At 44.2% G+C, this 16,354-nt stretch carries 20 protein-coding genes; 9 read left to right on the top strand and 11 right to left on the bottom strand.

The window, feature by feature from the left end; translation table 11 throughout:
* Positions 1 to 59 precede the first annotated feature (59 nt).
* Positions 60 to 1,850, bottom strand: coding sequence for a glycosyltransferase family 39 protein (locus GLO7428_RS12420; protein ID WP_015188901.1), 1,791 nt, complete (start codon positions 1,848 to 1,850; stop codon positions 60 to 62).
* Positions 1,851 to 2,001: 151 nt separating this feature from the next.
* Complete coding sequence (locus GLO7428_RS12415) at positions 2,002 to 2,520, bottom strand: hypothetical protein (RefSeq protein ID WP_015188900.1); 519 nt, start codon at positions 2,518 to 2,520, stop codon at positions 2,002 to 2,004.
* Positions 2,521 to 2,646: 126 nt separating this feature from the next.
* Between GLO7428_RS12415 and GLO7428_RS12410 the strand changes: the two genes are divergently transcribed.
* The 5 genes from GLO7428_RS12410 to GLO7428_RS12390 all read left to right on the top strand — a co-directional run bounded on the left by GLO7428_RS12410 (position 2,647) and on the right by GLO7428_RS12390 (position 6,462).
* Entirely contained in the window at positions 2,647 to 2,979 is a 333-nt protein-coding gene (locus GLO7428_RS12410; RefSeq protein WP_015188899.1) for a DUF565 domain-containing protein, read from the top strand.
* 79 nt (positions 2,980 to 3,058) lie between these two features.
* The gene (locus GLO7428_RS12405; RefSeq protein WP_015188898.1) at positions 3,059 to 4,141 is read left to right on the top strand and encodes a glycerate kinase; all 1,083 of its coding nucleotides are present in this window, start codon (positions 3,059 to 3,061) and stop codon (positions 4,139 to 4,141) included.
* 125 nt (positions 4,142 to 4,266) lie between these two features.
* Entirely contained in the window at positions 4,267 to 5,580 is a 1,314-nt protein-coding gene (locus GLO7428_RS12400; RefSeq protein ID WP_015188897.1) for an ABC transporter ATP-binding protein, read from the top strand.
* A gap of 283 nt (positions 5,581 to 5,863) precedes the next feature.
* Positions 5,864 to 6,043, top strand: a complete 180-nt coding sequence (locus GLO7428_RS12395; protein ID WP_015188896.1) for a chlorophyll a/b-binding protein — start codon at positions 5,864 to 5,866, stop codon at positions 6,041 to 6,043.
* A 188-nt stretch (positions 6,044 to 6,231) separates the two neighbouring features.
* Complete coding sequence (locus GLO7428_RS12390) at positions 6,232 to 6,462, top strand: chlorophyll a/b-binding protein (protein ID WP_071882369.1); 231 nt, start codon at positions 6,232 to 6,234, stop codon at positions 6,460 to 6,462.
* Between the two features lie 271 nt (positions 6,463 to 6,733).
* Here the strand turns inward: GLO7428_RS12390 and rpoD are convergent, their stop codons facing one another.
* Together rpoD and GLO7428_RS12380 are read right to left on the bottom strand one after the other, a co-directional pair.
* Entirely contained in the window at positions 6,734 to 7,906 is a 1,173-nt protein-coding gene (gene rpoD / locus GLO7428_RS12385) for an RNA polymerase sigma factor RpoD (RefSeq protein ID WP_015188894.1), read from the bottom strand.
* A gap of 750 nt (positions 7,907 to 8,656) precedes the next feature.
* Positions 8,657 to 9,349 (bottom strand): polysaccharide deacetylase family protein, encoded by a 693-nt coding sequence (locus GLO7428_RS12380; protein ID WP_015188893.1) that lies wholly within the window; start codon positions 9,347 to 9,349, stop codon positions 8,657 to 8,659.
* Between the two features lie 45 nt (positions 9,350 to 9,394).
* Between GLO7428_RS12380 and GLO7428_RS12375 the strand changes: the two genes are divergently transcribed.
* Together GLO7428_RS12375 and GLO7428_RS12370 are read left to right on the top strand one after the other, a co-directional pair.
* Positions 9,395 to 9,895: a hypothetical protein gene (locus GLO7428_RS12375; protein ID WP_041919126.1), complete on the top strand. Its 501-nt coding sequence runs from the start codon at positions 9,395 to 9,397 to the stop codon at positions 9,893 to 9,895.
* Positions 9,896 to 10,146: 251 nt separating this feature from the next.
* Positions 10,147 to 11,076 (top strand): alpha/beta fold hydrolase, encoded by a 930-nt coding sequence (locus GLO7428_RS12370; protein ID WP_015188891.1) that lies wholly within the window; start codon positions 10,147 to 10,149, stop codon positions 11,074 to 11,076.
* A gap of 33 nt (positions 11,077 to 11,109) precedes the next feature.
* Here the strand turns inward: GLO7428_RS12370 and GLO7428_RS12365 are convergent, their stop codons facing one another.
* A complete protein-coding gene (locus GLO7428_RS12365) occupies positions 11,110 to 11,634 on the bottom strand; it encodes a DUF4330 domain-containing protein (protein ID WP_015188890.1) in 525 nt (174 codons plus the stop codon).
* A 272-nt stretch (positions 11,635 to 11,906) separates the two neighbouring features.
* Here GLO7428_RS12365 and GLO7428_RS12360 point away from each other — a divergent pair, with 272 nt between their 5' ends.
* Positions 11,907 to 12,758, top strand: coding sequence for a M48 family metallopeptidase (locus tag GLO7428_RS12360; protein ID WP_015188889.1), 852 nt, complete (start codon positions 11,907 to 11,909; stop codon positions 12,756 to 12,758).
* On the opposite strand, the gene GLO7428_RS12355 is transcribed toward GLO7428_RS12360, so the two are convergent.
* Positions 12,753 to 13,505, bottom strand: coding sequence for a metallophosphoesterase family protein (locus tag GLO7428_RS12355; RefSeq protein ID WP_015188888.1), 753 nt, complete (start codon positions 13,503 to 13,505; stop codon positions 12,753 to 12,755). The genes GLO7428_RS12360 and GLO7428_RS12355 overlap by 6 nt on opposite strands.
* Positions 13,506 to 14,113: 608 nt before the next feature.
* On the opposite strand from GLO7428_RS12355, the gene psaI reads away from it, so the two are divergent.
* The gene (psaI, locus tag GLO7428_RS12350; protein ID WP_015188887.1) at positions 14,114 to 14,233 is read left to right on the top strand and encodes a photosystem I reaction center subunit VIII; all 120 of its coding nucleotides are present in this window, start codon (positions 14,114 to 14,116) and stop codon (positions 14,231 to 14,233) included.
* A 167-nt stretch (positions 14,234 to 14,400) separates the two neighbouring features.
* On the opposite strand, the gene GLO7428_RS26715 is transcribed toward psaI, so the two are convergent.
* The 5 genes from GLO7428_RS26715 to GLO7428_RS12335 all read right to left on the bottom strand — a co-directional run bounded on the left by GLO7428_RS26715 (position 14,401) and on the right by GLO7428_RS12335 (position 16,313).
* Entirely contained in the window at positions 14,401 to 14,520 is a 120-nt protein-coding gene (locus GLO7428_RS26715) for a photosystem II reaction center protein J (protein WP_015188886.1), read from the bottom strand.
* Positions 14,521 to 14,580: 60 nt separating this feature from the next.
* Positions 14,581 to 14,706, bottom strand: a complete 126-nt coding sequence (locus tag GLO7428_RS26710; protein ID WP_015188885.1) for a photosystem II reaction center protein L — start codon at positions 14,704 to 14,706, stop codon at positions 14,581 to 14,583.
* A 9-nt stretch (positions 14,707 to 14,715) separates the two neighbouring features.
* Positions 14,716 to 14,859: a cytochrome b559 subunit beta gene (gene psbF / locus GLO7428_RS12345; RefSeq protein ID WP_015188884.1), complete on the bottom strand. Its 144-nt coding sequence runs from the start codon at positions 14,857 to 14,859 to the stop codon at positions 14,716 to 14,718.
* Between the two features lie 9 nt (positions 14,860 to 14,868).
* On the bottom strand, positions 14,869 to 15,123 hold the full coding sequence (psbE, locus tag GLO7428_RS12340) for a cytochrome b559 subunit alpha (protein ID WP_015188883.1): 255 nt from the start codon (positions 15,121 to 15,123) through the stop codon (positions 14,869 to 14,871).
* Between the two features lie 188 nt (positions 15,124 to 15,311).
* Positions 15,312 to 16,313, bottom strand: a complete 1,002-nt coding sequence (locus GLO7428_RS12335) for a photosynthesis system II assembly factor Ycf48 (protein WP_015188882.1) — start codon at positions 16,311 to 16,313, stop codon at positions 15,312 to 15,314.
* Between the last annotated feature and the right edge of the window lie 41 nt (positions 16,314 to 16,354).

The following is a 16,354-nucleotide window of genomic DNA, read 5'->3' as shown; positions in this document are numbered from 1 at the left end:
TGCCGTGATTTAGAAGCCCTCCACCCCTCTTAGTCTCCCTCAATGCTGGGAAGACTGATTCATGCAGGATGTCTAATGCGGACAAGTTGATACGCGCCAGCTTCCCCAAGGGTTTGATACTGCGGTAACTGCGGTTGGAGTTGTTGCAATCTTGATGGATAAGATAGCAGCATTACCGAAAAAGGCTCTGATCTTTTAGCTTTGAGTTCTTGAAGATGAGCAATCGCCTTTTCGGTTTCTCTAACGTAAGTTACTGGACGTTGAGTATAAAAGACAACACTTGGCTTTTTAAACCCGATCATAATTAATTCTTCGTTGGGTTCAACTTGACGGACAATTGCAGACAGTTCGCGTAGCGGTAGTTGTCGTGCTTGATCCATCCAAAAATAAGCGGGTGTAACAACGAAGACAAGAAATACAATAAATCCGAGTAAGTTTACGGCTAATAAGCCTCGCCAGCGTCGCCGAAGAATAAAGAATATACCAGCGATCGCCGCGACTAACCAAATGCTCCCCGCGAGTATTGGTAAACCAGATTGTCGAATCGACTCTTGTAAGTTTGGAATTGCAGGATCGGAACCAACAAGGCGGGGAAGCGCAAACAATCCCGCCGACAAACTTAATAAAAACGCAATATTGAGCCAATGACTCCACAGCAGAAATCGCGAAGTTGGTTGAATATTACCGACACGCCGATTAAGGCGATCGCTCCAAACAAGTGCTACTAATATAGCCGCCGCAGGCATCAAAGGTAAAACGTAACTTGGCAGTTTCGTCACGGCGATGGTGAAAAAGCCAAAGATACTTGCAAACCAAAATAGTGCAAATAAACCTAAGTGCGTCGATCGATGGGTAGAACGCCAGTAGGAACGTTTCCAAAATCGAGTTTGCGCGATCGCCACTGGTAAATAAATCGACCAAGGCGCAAAACCAAGGAGAACAACCACAAAGTAAAAGTACCAAGGTGCCGAGTGATTATTCACAACACCGGTAAAGCGTTCGATATTGTGATAGCCAAAAAACGAGTTGATGTAATCCCAACCATTCGCACCGATCACAAGAATATACCAAGGAATTGCGATCGCCAAAATCAACAAACTGCCCCAGACAATCCGCATCTCGCGCAGCACGTCGCGAAATTTCCCAACATAAAGGAGAAATAAGCCGATAATGATTCCTGGCAAAACAATGGCAACAGGTCCTTTGGCTAAAATTGCTAATCCTACAAGTACATAAAACGCAAGATACCACCGTGTTTGAACTTGGGGTTTTGATGGTTGCGCGTATCCCACAAAGAAACACAACAATGCACAACACATACACCCTGTCAACAACATATCCGAAACGCCAATTCTTGCCCAAGCAATTGTTTCAGGATTCAGGGCGATGAGCGCTGCGCCCAACCCAGCACAAAAGAACGATCGCGGAGTTAACGAAGAGGAACGAGTGTAAGAGTCAGAAGTCCCAACGCCGAAAAATAAGAGTGTATAAAAGCCTAAGCAAACTAACACAAAAGCACTGATCGCCGAAGGTAGACGTACTGCCCATTCATTTACGCCGATTGTTGAGTAAGCGATCGCCATCAGCCAGTAAACCAAAGGCGGCTTATCAAAACGTGTTTCCTCGTTAAAGTACGGCGTGATGTAGTCCCCTGTAACCGTCATTTGCCGCGCCGCTTCCGCAAACAGTGGTTCTGTCTCATCCACCAAGCCAGTACTGCCCAAATTCCAGAAGAAGGCTAGCCAACCAATGACTAATAACCACAGAATTGACACAACCCAAACCAAAATTGGGCGATCTGCGGTATTTTTTCCCCAAGAATCTAAAGCACGGTCAAACCTAAGTTTCATGCAGCTAACTGTATATACTTGTGGGCAATTGCAAATTGTAACCCAATGATAAATTAGATGACTCGCCTAGAGTTTGACAGTTCCAGAAGAGAGCAGAGGGGCAGAGGGGCAGAGGAAGAATAGTGTTTTCTATATAACTAACCACTCACCCCTATTTCAAAGTCAGATGCCATTCTTGGGCTTGACTGTTCCAAACTGGAGTAGGCGTTTCACCAACAACGTAAGGTCCCCAATAGCGCCCAGAACCATCTTGCGCGAAGGCGACGATAATATCTCCTTTGTTGAGTGTGAGATTACCTTCTGGTAGAGATAAAATTAGCCCTCCGGTACTACCTTCATAAGGAGTAAAATCCCAATGCGCTGGGTTTTCACTGTAAGCGTTGGGCGATCGCTTCGCAAGTAACGCCACGCGCACGGGCTGATCGGTTTGGTTACTCATGCGCAAAGATCCTGGAATTGTTCCCACCATCGGGGTGGGTACAGCATTTTGTGCTGGTGGTGTTGTTGGAGTCGAAGTGGGCGATCGCGTTGCGGGAATTGTCCCAACAGGTGAAGGTTCCGGTTCAATCTCAATTGTGACGCTAAACTGTAGCGCGAACCAAACTAAGCCTAAAATTCCTAATACTGAAGCAACAATAACCGCAGGATGCACCAACGATTTCATATTCATAATTTTTAAGGATTAAACGAGTAACAGGCTGTATTCTGTATCTATACGCGGTATAAAATCCTCCTCCTATTACCATTGAAACAGGCTTAAAGCCAGCTAGCAGCTTATTTTGAGCATTTACTGAAGATGCAAAATACTCGTCTTAACGATCTGTTTAATTCCATGGCAGGACAACTAGGAAGATGGTTTTTCAATCCTTGGCGAAAGCTATCGCTACTAGTTATTAGTGTATTGTTTGGCTTTTTTCTTGGCTCGGCAATTTCAACAATCGCAGGACAAGCAGCTGACTGGGACATCATTGGTGCAGGCGTTTTAGTCGCGTGGAGTGAAATCGTTGACCGAATTTATTACAGTCGTACCTGGCGCAAACAGCGGGGACTCTGGTTAGAAGCATTAAATGCTGGCAAAATTGGTCTAACTTATAGTCTGTTCTTAGAAGCGTTTAAACTTGGTTCTTAAATAGGGCTGGTAATTGGTAACTGGTAATTGGTCATGAAAACGAAATTCACCCATTACCAAATCAACAAATCGTTACGTTATGCAAACGGCAAATTTATGGTTAAGTCAAATTGTAGCGGGGGCATTGCCCGACGAACGTCTAGCACAAGTAACACTTGCCGATCCTTTACGCGCTCAAGCCTTTGACATTACTCCAGCGAATGTTGAGCAAGTTGTACAAAAGCGATCGCACTTACTCCGTGCAGTTTATCCAGCTTTTAGCGAATTTTGTCAAACGCGGTTGCATCTTGCACCAAACCAGCTACTCGATACACTGTGGGATTTTTGGCTACCGTTAGCAATGCAGCTAGCATCATCGCGCCAACAATTACAAAGAACGCTCATTCAAGGAATTTTAGGCGGACAAGGTACAGGCAAAACCACCTTGGGGGCAATACTGACGCTCATTCTCGCGCACCTGGGATACCGTACAGTTAGCTTATCGCTAGATGATTTGTACAAAACCTATCACGATCGCCTAGCGCTAAAACAGGACGATCCGCGCTTGATTTGGCGTGGTCCACCTGGAACGCATGATGTTGATTTAGGGTTAACAGTACTAAAGAAACTACGTCAGCCTGTTGCGCAACCGATCGCGATCCCTCGGTTTGATAAGTCTGCGTACGATGGCGCTGGCGATCGCGCGCAACCCGAAATTGTCGATTCTGTCGATATTGTCCTATTTGAAGGCTGGTTTGTCGGCGTGCGACCGATCGACCCTGCACACTTTGACACGGCTCCACCGCCGATTGAAACTCATGACGATCGCGAATTTGCGCGCGATATGAATGCTCGATTGCACGAGTATCTACCTTTGTGGTCACAACTCGACGCGTTAATCTTGCTCTACCCCGATGATTACCGCCGCAGCTTGGCATGGCGTAAAGACGCTGAACGCGATATGATTGCTGTCGGTCAATCAGGAATGAAAGATTCAGAAATTGAAGATTTTGTCAAGTATTTTTGGCGATCGCTTCACCCAGAGTTATTTATTAAACCTTTATTAACTCCTCCCACCTGGGTTGATGTAGTCGTAGAAATTAACCCAGACCATTCTCCTGGCAGCGTTTATCGTCCAGCCGATCTTGCTAGTCATGGCAGCGATCCAAGGTCAGAGCAATGATTCTGAAATTCTATAATGTCTAAACGATATCAACCATTGCTATAGAATTCAGTATAAATCGGTTCGCTACTTTGACGCGATGCTGAGTTTCATCAAGAAAACGCATATAGTAGGAATTAACGATCGTGGCGCAGGTTGTTCTGGAAAACGTTTATAAAAGCTTTCCCACTCGACATAACGAACGAGTTACTCCGGTAGTCGCGCAGTCATCTCCCCTCGCGCCAATCGATGCGCCACCAGTGGTTGAAAAAGAAACTCAAGAACCTAAGCAAACTGTGAGTGTCCTGCGCAATATTAACTTGAGCGTAGCTGATGGTGAATTTATGGTCTTAGTGGGACCTTCCGGCTGCGGTAAAAGTACGTTGCTGCGCTTAATTGCAGGGCTAGAGAAGATATCTGGCGGGAATATTTGGGTAGGCGATCGCTTAGTTAACGAATTACCGCCCAAAGCTAGAGATATCGCGATGGTGTTTCAAAACTACGCGCTTTATCCGCACATGACAGTTTACGATAACCTAGCATTTGGACTGCGGCGGACATTGAGGAGTGACAAGCAGCGCACGCCATCATTAGATAAGTTGTTAGTGGGAGTGACGCGAGGATTACCTAAGCAGCTACGTTATACTACGGCACGCGAACGCGCAGTTGACGACCGAGTACGGAATGTAGCGCAATTACTGCAAATTGAAGCACTGCTCAATCGACTGCCAAAACAACTTTCTGGTGGACAAAAGCAACGTGTAGCCTTAGGACGCGCGATCGCCCGCAATCCACAAGTTTTTTTGATGGATGAACCTCTATCAAACCTCGATGCCAAACTACGCGCAGAAACGCGCGCGCAAATTGTGAAGCTACAACGTCAACTCGGTACAACAACCGTTTACGTTACCCACGATCAAACCGAAGCAATGACAATGGGCGATCGCATCGCGGTGATGAATCAAGGACAAATTCAACAAGTCGCGCCCCCTCTAGAACTTTACAATCGTCCCGCAACGCGCTTCGTCGCCGAATTTATTGGCTCACCCCCAATGAATTTTCTCCCAGTGCAATTCCACGCGCCGTTGTCAATTACTCACCCGCAATTTCGCTGCACACTCCCAGATCGCTGGGCAAATGTCTTACAAAATTATGACCAGCAAACACTGATTCTCGGTATTCGACCCGAACACTTTCACCTCAGTACGCCTGCACCAGAAAATCTCTTAGTTCAAGTAGACTTAGTTGAAGCGTTGGGTAACGATACGTATCTCGCCGTCAGCTTTGTCAAACAAGGTATACAACCATCTTTAATCGCGACTACCGCGACAAACACTCTACAAGTACGAATTCCACCCGACCAAAAAGTATCAATTGGCGAGCAACTATGGCTATCGCTGTCACTAGATAAACTGCATTTCTTTGAATATGAAAGCGGTAAAGCAATTTGGTCTGATTAGTCAATGTAAGAGGCGTCAGGATTCGGAGGGCGCGCTTTGCAAACTGAAGCGAAAGCTTGAAAATCAATTCGCTGCTCGCTTAACCCCTCAAAATACTTGTGCTGATTAGCGTGCGAAGGCACACTAGGTCTAAATAGCCTCGACTTCAGTCGGAGGCTTCTTCATTTGTACACTAATCTCGTCTTTCATACCTTAGAGAGAGATATTCTCAATTTCTCCACGTTACATTTATTTACAGATTGAGCTACATTACTTAACAAACAATCTCTTTGGAGCCAAAACCATGCAAGACACAACCAAAATCACACCTCCCGTCGTGGACGATCGCAATGCTTGGCGCTATGGTTTCACTCCCCAAGCAGAAATTTGGAATGGTCGTTTGGCAATGATTGGTTTCTTAGCCGCAGTTCTTATTGAGCTATTTTCTGGTCAAGGTTTCCTTCACTACTGGGGCATCATGTAATTTTCTGTCTTCTGTGTACCGACACAAGCGCTCTCAAGGTTCTGTATGTACTTTCAGGGCGCTTTTTAATATGAGTTCGCCAAAACGCTTTACAGTAGTCCTCGCCGAGTTATATAGATCTTGCCCTAGCGCTCACTTTTGACTTTAGAAACTTATTTGTTGCTTTTTCGTAAATATTTGTTATATTAATTTACAGAGCGAAACAAACTGTTACCAAAACCGATTCTGGAGTGCCAACTATGCAGAACACAACAAAGGTTACAACTCCCGTTATGGAAGACCGCAATGCTTGGCGTTGGGGATTTACTCCACAAGCAGAAATTTGGAATGGTCGTCTGGCAATGATTGGTTTCTTAGCCGCAGTTTTAATCGAACTGTTCTCTGGTCAAGGCGTACTACATTTCTGGGGTCTTCTGTAAGTGACACGTAGCTAGTAATTTGACCAATAAATTTTCAGTGGTGTGAGTCTTAGTGTAGAGAAATTCTCTAGTTCTAACTGATAGCAACATAGACCGATTCAAATAACCCAAGCAAAGCAGATTAATAGAGCAAATACCAAAAAACGCCACAGTCTTGTTGTGGCGTTTTTCATTAATGTATTGAGCTTTAGCTGATCAAGTACTGTGTCGTAAAGTCAATATAGTTAGGACATGATAGAGAAATCCAGAGTGAGTGTGACCTCTGCTATATCTATCGGATATACTCCTTCAGCACGCTATTACGGTTAGGATGACGTAGCTTACGCAGTGCTTTCGCTTCGATTTGACGGATGCGTTCGCGAGTGACATTGAAAATCTGTCCAATTTCTTCTAGCGTTTTCATTCGTCCATCATCTAATCCATAGCGTAGTCTTAAAACATCTCGTTCGCGAGGACTAAGACTATCTAAGACTTTTTCAAGATCTTCGCGCAGGAGGCTCTTGGAAACTTGATCTTCAGGTGTTTCACCATCAGACTCAATAAAATCGCCCAATCGAGAATCTTCTTCTTTACCGATGGGCGTTTCTAAGGAAATTGGCAACTGAGCCGATTTAGCGATAAAGCGTAGCTTCTCAATCGTCATTTCCATGCGGGTAGCAATTTCTTCTTCAGTAGGCTTGCGACCCATTTCTTGCGAAAGTAGCTTGGTAGTTTTCTTAATGCGCGAGATTGTTTCGTAAAGGTGAACGGGTAAGCGAATTGTCCGCGACTGATCGGCGATCGCGCGTGTAATTGCTTGACGAATCCACCATGTCGCATACGTCGAAAACTTGTAACCTTTCTCGTGGTCAAACTTTTCGGCTGCGCGAATTAGCCCTAAGCTTCCTTCCTGAATCAAGTCTTGGAAAGATAGACCGCGATTCATGTATTTCTTAGCGATGGAAACCACCAAACGCAAGTTTGACTGTACCATTTTGTCTTTTGCCCGCCGTCCTACATGGAGGCGATAGCGGAAAGTTGGTAAAGACAACTGCACAGCTTCTGCCCATTCGCTATCTTGTGGTTCGCGATCCAACTGTTCTAACAGTCGTTCGCGGACTCTTTCCATTTCCAACAACTCTGCGATTTTCCGCGCGAGTTCAATTTCTTCATCTGCCCGTAGTAGCCGAATCCGTCCAATCTCTTGTAGATAGAGGCGAATAGAATCTTCTGTATAGTGCTTCTTCTTGGTTTGCGCCCGCCGACGAGATTTAGCGGCTTTACCAGACTTAGCGTCGTCCTCATCAGGCTGAGTTTCTAGAAAATCATCAGTGTCCTCCGTGTCAAGGATTACTAAATCCTCGTCATCTTCGAGTATGAGATCTAAATCGCCTTCGGGTTGATTAGCAGTTTCTTCAAGTTCAGGCTGATGAATGGTTTCGAGTACGTTGTTAGCCGGGTTCATGCCGCGTTCCTCATGCTCCTTAATGTCAACAATCAATTACTCATGATTTTGGTAGGTGTCTTTGTCAATAAGCTGTTGCTTATTGGAAAGCGCGTTTACTAAAAAAAGGTTTTTGGCGATCGCAAGCATCAAGCAGTGAATAATATTCCTCACAACAATTTGTTGACGGATTGGTTTCCTACGGGAAACTACTTGCTTGTATAACTTAACGTCCAACTGATTGAGCTATGCCCCAGACAACTCTTTAAAAGAGTCGTAAAGATCGTTTTGATTGTAGCCTGTTTCACAAAAATTGCACGGATTTTATGTGTTGAATCATCTAAATTTTTTGCGGGAATAGTCTTATTTTCAATAAAGTCACGGTATGCAAGATTGTTTTTTTAGGTTGTGACTCGTCTGAATCGCTTTAAAAAATCAACAATCTAGGCATTGTTTTCAGCACACTCAACAAGTGTTTTGCTGGATCGCGATGTCTTTACTTTTCTTCATGTATCCTTGCTAAAAATTTACTTTGTGGAAATTAAGCGATGTTGCTGACTAGAACGAATGAGCGAGCTTTCATCAGCTATTTTAATTTCAACACGCTGCCTTTACCTCAACTTAACCGAGGTATCATGCAAATTTCAACCCAAATAACCTTGACAAATTAGTAAACAGTTCCCTGATATTGTAATGAATTCTGTATCCGAGTGACAGCCCACACGGAAGAATTTAATTTGATAAAAGTAAGGATGCAAAAGAGAAAAAACGCTAGGAATGTTTCCTCGTAAAGGCTTGGGCTTGTTGCCACAAAGTATCTACCGTTACAAATTGATAGCCTTGGTGCAGCAATTGAGGCACTAACTGCGCAGTCGTTGCGGCAACATCTTGCCCACCACACACGCCATCGTGTAAGACAATCATCGAGCCATTACTAACTTGCTGAAGTACGCGCTGCACAACCGTTGCAACTCCTGGGCGTACCCAATCTTCAGGCACAACACTCCACATAACAGCGCGATATTGCCATTGATTTAAGGAATTTAAAATTTGTGGAGTAAATAACCCGTTAGGCGGTCTGACATCGCGAACCGAATTAGGGTCGATACGGCAAGCTTTGGCGATCGCGTCTTGTGTAGCGCGTAAACTTTGCTGAAGTTCAACTGTCGTGAGGACTGGAAACGATCGATGATCGTAGCCATGAAGTCCAATCCAGTGTCCGCGATCGTAAACCTGCTTAGCAGTAAAAGGCGCGCGATTGACGCACGCGCCTAACCAAAAAAAACTGGCTGGGATAGCATAGTAATCCAAGACTTCGAGCAATTCGGGCGTGTAAGTCGGGTGCGGACCATCATCAAAAGTCAGCGCGATGGTTTTTAAGTTAGGGTTGCCAGCCCAAAGACAGTGCGGAAAGGTGGGTTGTAAAATTCGATAGAGGATTGGAAAAAAAGGAGCCAACTGCATTGTGATTGTTTGGGATTCTGTAGTGAGTGTGAGCGGGTTGACGGTTTGAAGAATATTTTGAGAGTTGTGGTTGGAGTGATGAGCGCGATCGCGCTCACAAGCTGTTCCACCATGACGATTAACCAGTATGAAGCAACAGCACAAACGACTTATACCTGGCAAGTTAGGTATTCGACGAGTCCGAGCGATAAGCTACCACGCTTTGAAACGTTTGCTACCACTTCTTTACTCAATCGCAACGGTCAGCAGCCTCCTGCCGCAGTGACAGGACCTGATGACCTAGGTTTGTGGTGGCCTGCATTACCACCTCGACCAACGGTCGATCAAATCGAACAAAGACAAAAACCGCAAGAAAAACCCAGCACGCCTGAATTATTAAAGTCTGTAAATTATCAAATCACGTATATCGAGGGTAGCAAACAAAGAACTCTACCAACTAACTATCAGGTCTATCGTCAGGTCGTAAAAGCCTACCCCTCACAACGTCGTTTACGCTTAACTTTAGGAGTCAACAATGCTTCGGTGGAAAAAGCTGAACCGCTGTAGAAATTTGGCTACGGTGTATACACAAGTCCTGTAGCTCAAGGTTGAGGCTTCTCGCCCCCTAAATCTCCCACTTATGGGGGACTTTAATTAATTGGGGTTGAGGGGCAAATTCAGGATTTTGACGTTGATGCAACATCATATATATATAGTTGATATAAATGAGCGGAAGATGTACGGATATCTGCCCACGTGACGAACAACCCTAGAAACGCGCATCATAGAAGAAAGAGTCAACTGCGGGAGATAGAGTTATGTTTCTGCCACTCGGTTTTGAGCAGCGATCGGTGCTGACTTCACTTGGCAGAATGGTTTATTACACTGCAAGTGATACGCCTTGGCGTCAAACATCTGAAGACGACAATCGAGAACGATTAGTATTTTTGCACGGTTTTGGTGGCGGTTCTTCTGCGTACGAATGGTCAAAGGTTTATCCGGCATTTGCGGCAGAATATCAGGTAATTGCGCCTGATTTAATTGGGTGGGGTCGTTCGGAGCATCCTCCGCGCAATTACACGATTGATGATTATCTGACGACAATTACGGAATTTCTCGAACAAACCTGCGATCGCCCCGTTACGGTTGTGGCATCTTCGCTCACCGCAGCGTTTACAATCCGAGTCGCGATCGCGCGTCCAGAATTATTCAAATCGTTGATTTTGACAACTCCTGCGGGATTATCTGATTTTGGCGAAAATTACTCGCGGAGTTTCTTTGCCCAGATAGTCAGCACTCCGTTTCTAGATCGCTTGCTTTATAGTGCTGGAATTGCAACGAGTAATGGCATCCGCAGCTTTCTTGAGCAACGTCAATTCGCTCGCGCTAACCGGATTTATCAAGAAATTGTCGAGGCTTATTTAGAGTCTGCCCAGCAACCGAATGCTGAATACGCCGCTCTTTCGTTTGTCCGTGGCGACTTGTGTTTCGATTTGTCGCTTTATGTGCCGCAGTTGCGCGTTCCTACCGCGATTATCTGGGGTCAAAGGTCACAATTTACAGGTCCAGAAATTGGACGCCGATTCGCGGCGATAAATCCCCAAGCAATTCGCGTATTTCAACCGCTCGATGACGTTGGGCTAACACCGCAATTGGAACTCCCAGCGGTCACAATCGGTCTAATCCGAAGGTTTTTACCAATCCTCACACAGGATACGGAGCCACAGGAGATAGAAGCCAGAAGTTAAGCAAATGCCATACCCTGACCTCTAGCCTCTTGATCATGTCCGAACGTCAATTACGGTAGCGTTAAAGTTGTAATTAAAGCCTTCGAGTTCGACGGGCATACCAATTTTCAGCTTACTGTTGCCTAACACCGGTCCTGTACTGGTAATTTGCGCTCTACCGTTGAGCGTTAATAGCATATCAGTGCTGAATTGATTTGCTCGCGGATCGGACATCTCTCGAATTGAACCGTCGGGTTGTGGTACAAGGAGGGTTCGGGGTAATTGTTTAACCGACTTAACTTCAATCTGACCGTAAGGCTGGTTGCGAATAATAATGTTGGTTTTACCGCCTTCTTTCAACCCTTCGCTGAAGAGTTGTTGCGGATCGCGGACGTTTAAACCCCGAACCACTAAGTCAACTTCGATGGGTTTTGTTGTTACACCAACTTGCGCAACTGAACCAGAAGTTCCTGGAAAGAAAAAGATGCCAACGATCACTAGGAGGATTACTAAAGCAGCCCCTAAGTCGAGAATACTAAGCTTGCCAAACAAGCGTCCTTTAGAATCCAAAATAGCCATGATTCTTAAAAGTTAACCACCGTCGCCCAGCTTATCACGTCTGCCGTCGGATGTTAGGTTTAGTTGCAAATTATGTTACTCGATAAAATTGATAATGGGTCATCAGTAAGACTCACCAATATTTTGTTTGAATTGCAACATATAGATAAATAAGAACGTCTGATGTTTTAGTTATTTTCATTTTTAGCAGCGTCGTCTACTCGAAAAATCCTGAGTAGGAACTTCGCTGCGATCGCTTGCTATTCATCTTGTTTTAGCTTCAGCAACGGAGTATGTTTAATTTTTCTTTTATTTTGCATCGTTTCCGACGTCGCTTAATTTATCCGCTATTGTCGCTGTTTGTGGTGTTGGCGCTGTCGTTGGGGACGCCAGCCGTATCGCAAGCGTTTTCGATTTTTGATTTGCTTATCCGTGGAGTTCAAATTATTCAACTATCGAACATCTCTGATAGTCAAGAAGTTCAGCTAGGAAGACAAATTAATCAACAACTTGTCAGCCGCGAAGTTCGTCTCTATCGCAATTCTGATATCAATCGCTATATCAATCAAATTGGTCAACGGTTAGTGCCGGCGAGCGATCGCAGCGGAATTCCTTATACGTTCCAAGTTGTTGATGATAATGGCATTAATGCTTTTGCGACAATGGGTGGCTTTGTCTATGTCAATACGGGTTTAATTCGACTCGCTGACAATGAAGCCCAACTCGCCAGCGTACTTGCGCACGAAATTGGTCATATCGCGAGTCGTCACGCGATTCAACAAATGCGTCAGGCGGCGATCGCCAGTGGTGTAGCTTCGGTTGCGGGCTTAGATCGTAACCGTGCGGTGCAAATTGGTGTAGATTTAGCGCTACGGCGTCCGAATAGTCGCGAAGATGAGTTTGAAGCCGATCAACGTGGATTAGCCAACTCTAGACGCGCTGGTTATGCTCCATCGGCGACGATCGCTTTTATGGAGAAACTCCTTAGACAAAATGGGCGATCGGTTCCTACTTTCCTAAGTACCCACCCCGCAACAGGCGATCGCATTACCAGGTTACGTAGTGCAATTGACTCCCAAAGCGCAAATGTAGGTGGAGGCTTAGATACTGCTGCTTATCGCGCGAGAATTAGACCATTGTTATAGTCGTGCTTGAGAACGATTTGCGACGTCTATTGGGTTAACTGTGGTGACAATTTCGGCTAAGGGCAAAGTCCGCACGACGTTACGAAATACGTTCACCTGATAGACTAAATCGTTCGTGATGTCTAATCCAGTTAACCAACCACTTTTACGATGATATGCACCGGTATCAATGTCTAACCAACCTCTACCTTGGGCGATTTCACCGGAGTTTACTCCAGGTAAAGTAAAGGTGATTGTATGTCCAGTGATGATGAGTTTGTCAGGAAAGTATGGTTCAAGCATACTATGAAACTCATCGCGTACCCAGCAGAATTGTTCGGCGGTTTGTTTTTCTAGCGGAATTTTGGGATTTATTCCTGCGTGGACTAACCAAACATCTCCTAAGTCTAGGTAGGTTGGCAGACTTTGCATCCATTCCGCATGACTTTGAGGAATCGTAAAATCTTTGTAGCTACTTAACGTCGCATTGCCCCCACTAGACAACCAAGCTTGCTTCATATGGTACGAAGCGCGATCGCTCAGGACGTTGAGCAACATCTGTTCGTGATTGCCAAGTAAGCAAGGGTAAGAATTTTGTTGTACAAATTCTACGACGAGGGCGCTTTGCGGTCCTCGATCGATTAAGTCCCCCAAAAAATATACTTTGTCGCTGGTTCCAGGGGCGATCGCTTCTAGTAGTTTGATTAAACCGTCATAGTGACCATGAATATCGCCTATGACAATGCGACGGTGGCTTGTCTCGCTCATGCGATAACCCCGTAAAAAATATAACTTAAGTGTTTAAATATAATTGGCATAATAGGCGCTGCCTCGACTCATCAAATTGATGCGAAGCAGTTATGCACAGACATACTTTCATTCTAGTAGTTTCTCGGAGTAGGAATTTAAAGATTTGTCAGTATTTTATTAAAGTATACGTATATTTTTTTACGATACTTTTGATAGGGAACACCATCATTATCCGTTAATATAACTACAGTTTAAATGAGGAGAAACACTGAAATTTTCAGGTTTTATCTACTTGTATACCTAAATTTACGGTTGTCTTGTTTCAAACTCTTCAAGAATTTTCTGGCGATCGCTCTTGTCTAAATTCTCTGGTGTCGCTTCCACCTTAAAGTCAGAGCCGGAGATTTACGCGTGCAGTTGTTACAAATTTTACGACTAGCAGGAAAAACTTAACACTGAGTCTAATATAAAGAAAGATTAAATTGAACTGGAAACTTATTCTGGACGTGCTACTTCTTCAAGTCGATAACTTCAAAATTTGTTAAAAATTTTGAGATTTTAGAAATCTGGAGAGAAATTGCAGTACATTCATTCTCAATCATGACTTGATTGTAGTAGGATTACATATGTTTTCAGCTTCTTTTCTTCCCTCGATTTTAGTTCCGCTAACTGGCTTAGTATTTCCTGCTGTTGCTATGGCATTGTTGCTCATCTACATTGAGCGTGAAGATCCATCAGGAATCTAAGGGTCAAGGCATTGCCTCGTCCATAATTGGAGCTATAGCTTAATCGTTAATTACCTTCAATAATGAGCTAAAAACCGCTTATCTTAGTAAGATAGGCGGTTTTTCCTGCAATGTTGCCAATTAACTACAGTTGTATTACTTGGCTATGATTCATTTAGTAAATTGCTCTATAAAGAAGAGCCTAAGTGAGTGTAAGAACCATAGAAGAAAGTTCCCACAATCGTGATTACACCCAAACCGGCAATGGTCGCAACGACCCACAAAGGAATTCGTCCACTTCCAGACACAGCTTAATTCTCCTTCAGCGATAACAATTTAAATTGACAAAGACACGGCACAAGTTTCAACTAGTTAAAGAAATAACTAGAAAACAGGATACCGAGAACGAAAACGAGTAGTAAACCGAGGTAAAGTGAAGTGCGGTTTAGTTCAACAGGTTGGTTGTTAGGATTCGGTGTTCTTTGCGGGGGCATAAGTTCCTCCTAGCGTTGAATAAACTGCATAGCGGCGATCGCACCCAAGAAGAAGATCGTTGGTACAGCCAGGGTGTGAACTGCCAGCCATCTTACCGTAAAAATTGGATACTGAATTGGTTGATTGATGTTACTTCTAGTATTACTCGTCATGATTTTGAATTAATCGTTGCTATTGATAAATTGTTTAATCTCTTGTTTTGCTTGATAGCGATCGCCAATGATCGGCAATTCTTGTCGCTCTTGGGGATAGTACTCGTTAGGTCGAGGTGTGCCAAACACATCATATGCTAGACCTGTACTAACAAACAGCCAACCAGCAATAAATAAAGCTGGAATGGTAATACTGTGAATAACCCAGTAACGTACACTGGTAATAATATCCGAAAACGGACGCTCTCCTGTTGAGCCTGACATTGTGATTTCCTCCCGCTACGACTCTTATGACTAATTATCCTATGAAACCTTAAGAAAAAGTAACTAACCGACTATCTTTTCTCTTATTAGGTACCAATGCTTATAGCATTGATGGATCGCAGAGAAACGATAGGAAAGACTGCCTTTGTATTACATAATCTGGCTTCATTCATCTTTTGAGAATCATTTTATGCAGTTGCACTAGGTTCTTGATACTTAAGTAAAATTCCGCGTTGACCGACAACAAACCCTTTTTCTGGTGTCAGAAAAACTATTTTGTAAAGATTAGAAGGAACTTCTTCTACCTCTCGGTCTTTTTGCCAAGTTTTACCACCATCAAAGCTACACAATAAATTGCCGCTGCCTCCTGCTATCCAGATTTCTTCTGGAGTCCGATATGCTAAATCCAGCAAACCCCAACTCGTAGAAAATTCAGGGTATTGAGCTTCTTCCCATTCATCAGGATTATCAGGTTTAGTAAATTGTACTTGACCACCGCGTGCTAGCATCCACAAGCGCCCATCTGGAGCAAAACCCATATTTTGGACGCGGCGGGAACTATTGCGGTTATGTCCTTCCCAAGCTTCTTTACCAGGTTCCCAAATCGAATAAAAATTTCCTTTTGCTGAAACCGCCAAGTACCTGCCATCTGCGGCGCGGGCAATATTACGGACGACGCCAACAGCTTCTTGCACCATTGCTTTCCAGGTTTTACCGCTGTCGGTTGTGCGATAGATTGCGCCTACGTCCGTCGTCATTTCGGCCGCGTGCGATCCTAAAGCAACGATTGTGTTGGGATTACCAGGAAGTTTCTCACTCAAAGGAATTTGTTCCCAGGATTTTCCACCATCAGTAGTGTGTAATAAAAGAGCCGGTTCTCCTACAATCCACCCTTCTTGTCCTGCAAAACTGATTGAAGAAAAAAGATAATTTTGCTCACCTAAATCCAAGGTTCTAGGCTGCCAAGTTTCCCCACCGTCGGTTGTTTCTAAGAGTGCTGCTTTACTACCTACAAGCCAGCCATGAGTATCATCGGTGAAGGCAATATCTTGAAGGTTAGATTCTGTCGGTACAGTAATCACTTTCCACGGGTTATTGCTGATGGAAGGTGTGTTACTACACCCAATACACAACAGGATAACTGTTAATAAAACAGCGGCTTGTTGCCAAACTTTGAATAATGAACGCATTAGTATCTGTATATCTTGTAACAAAAAGAAAAAATTAAGGA

The sequence above is a fragment of the Gloeocapsa sp. PCC 7428 genome (genome assembly GCF_000317555.1).
GTDB lineage: Bacteria > Cyanobacteriota > Cyanobacteriia > Cyanobacteriales > Chroococcidiopsidaceae > Chroogloeocystis.
This window is presented reverse-complemented; position numbering and strand designations above follow the sequence as displayed.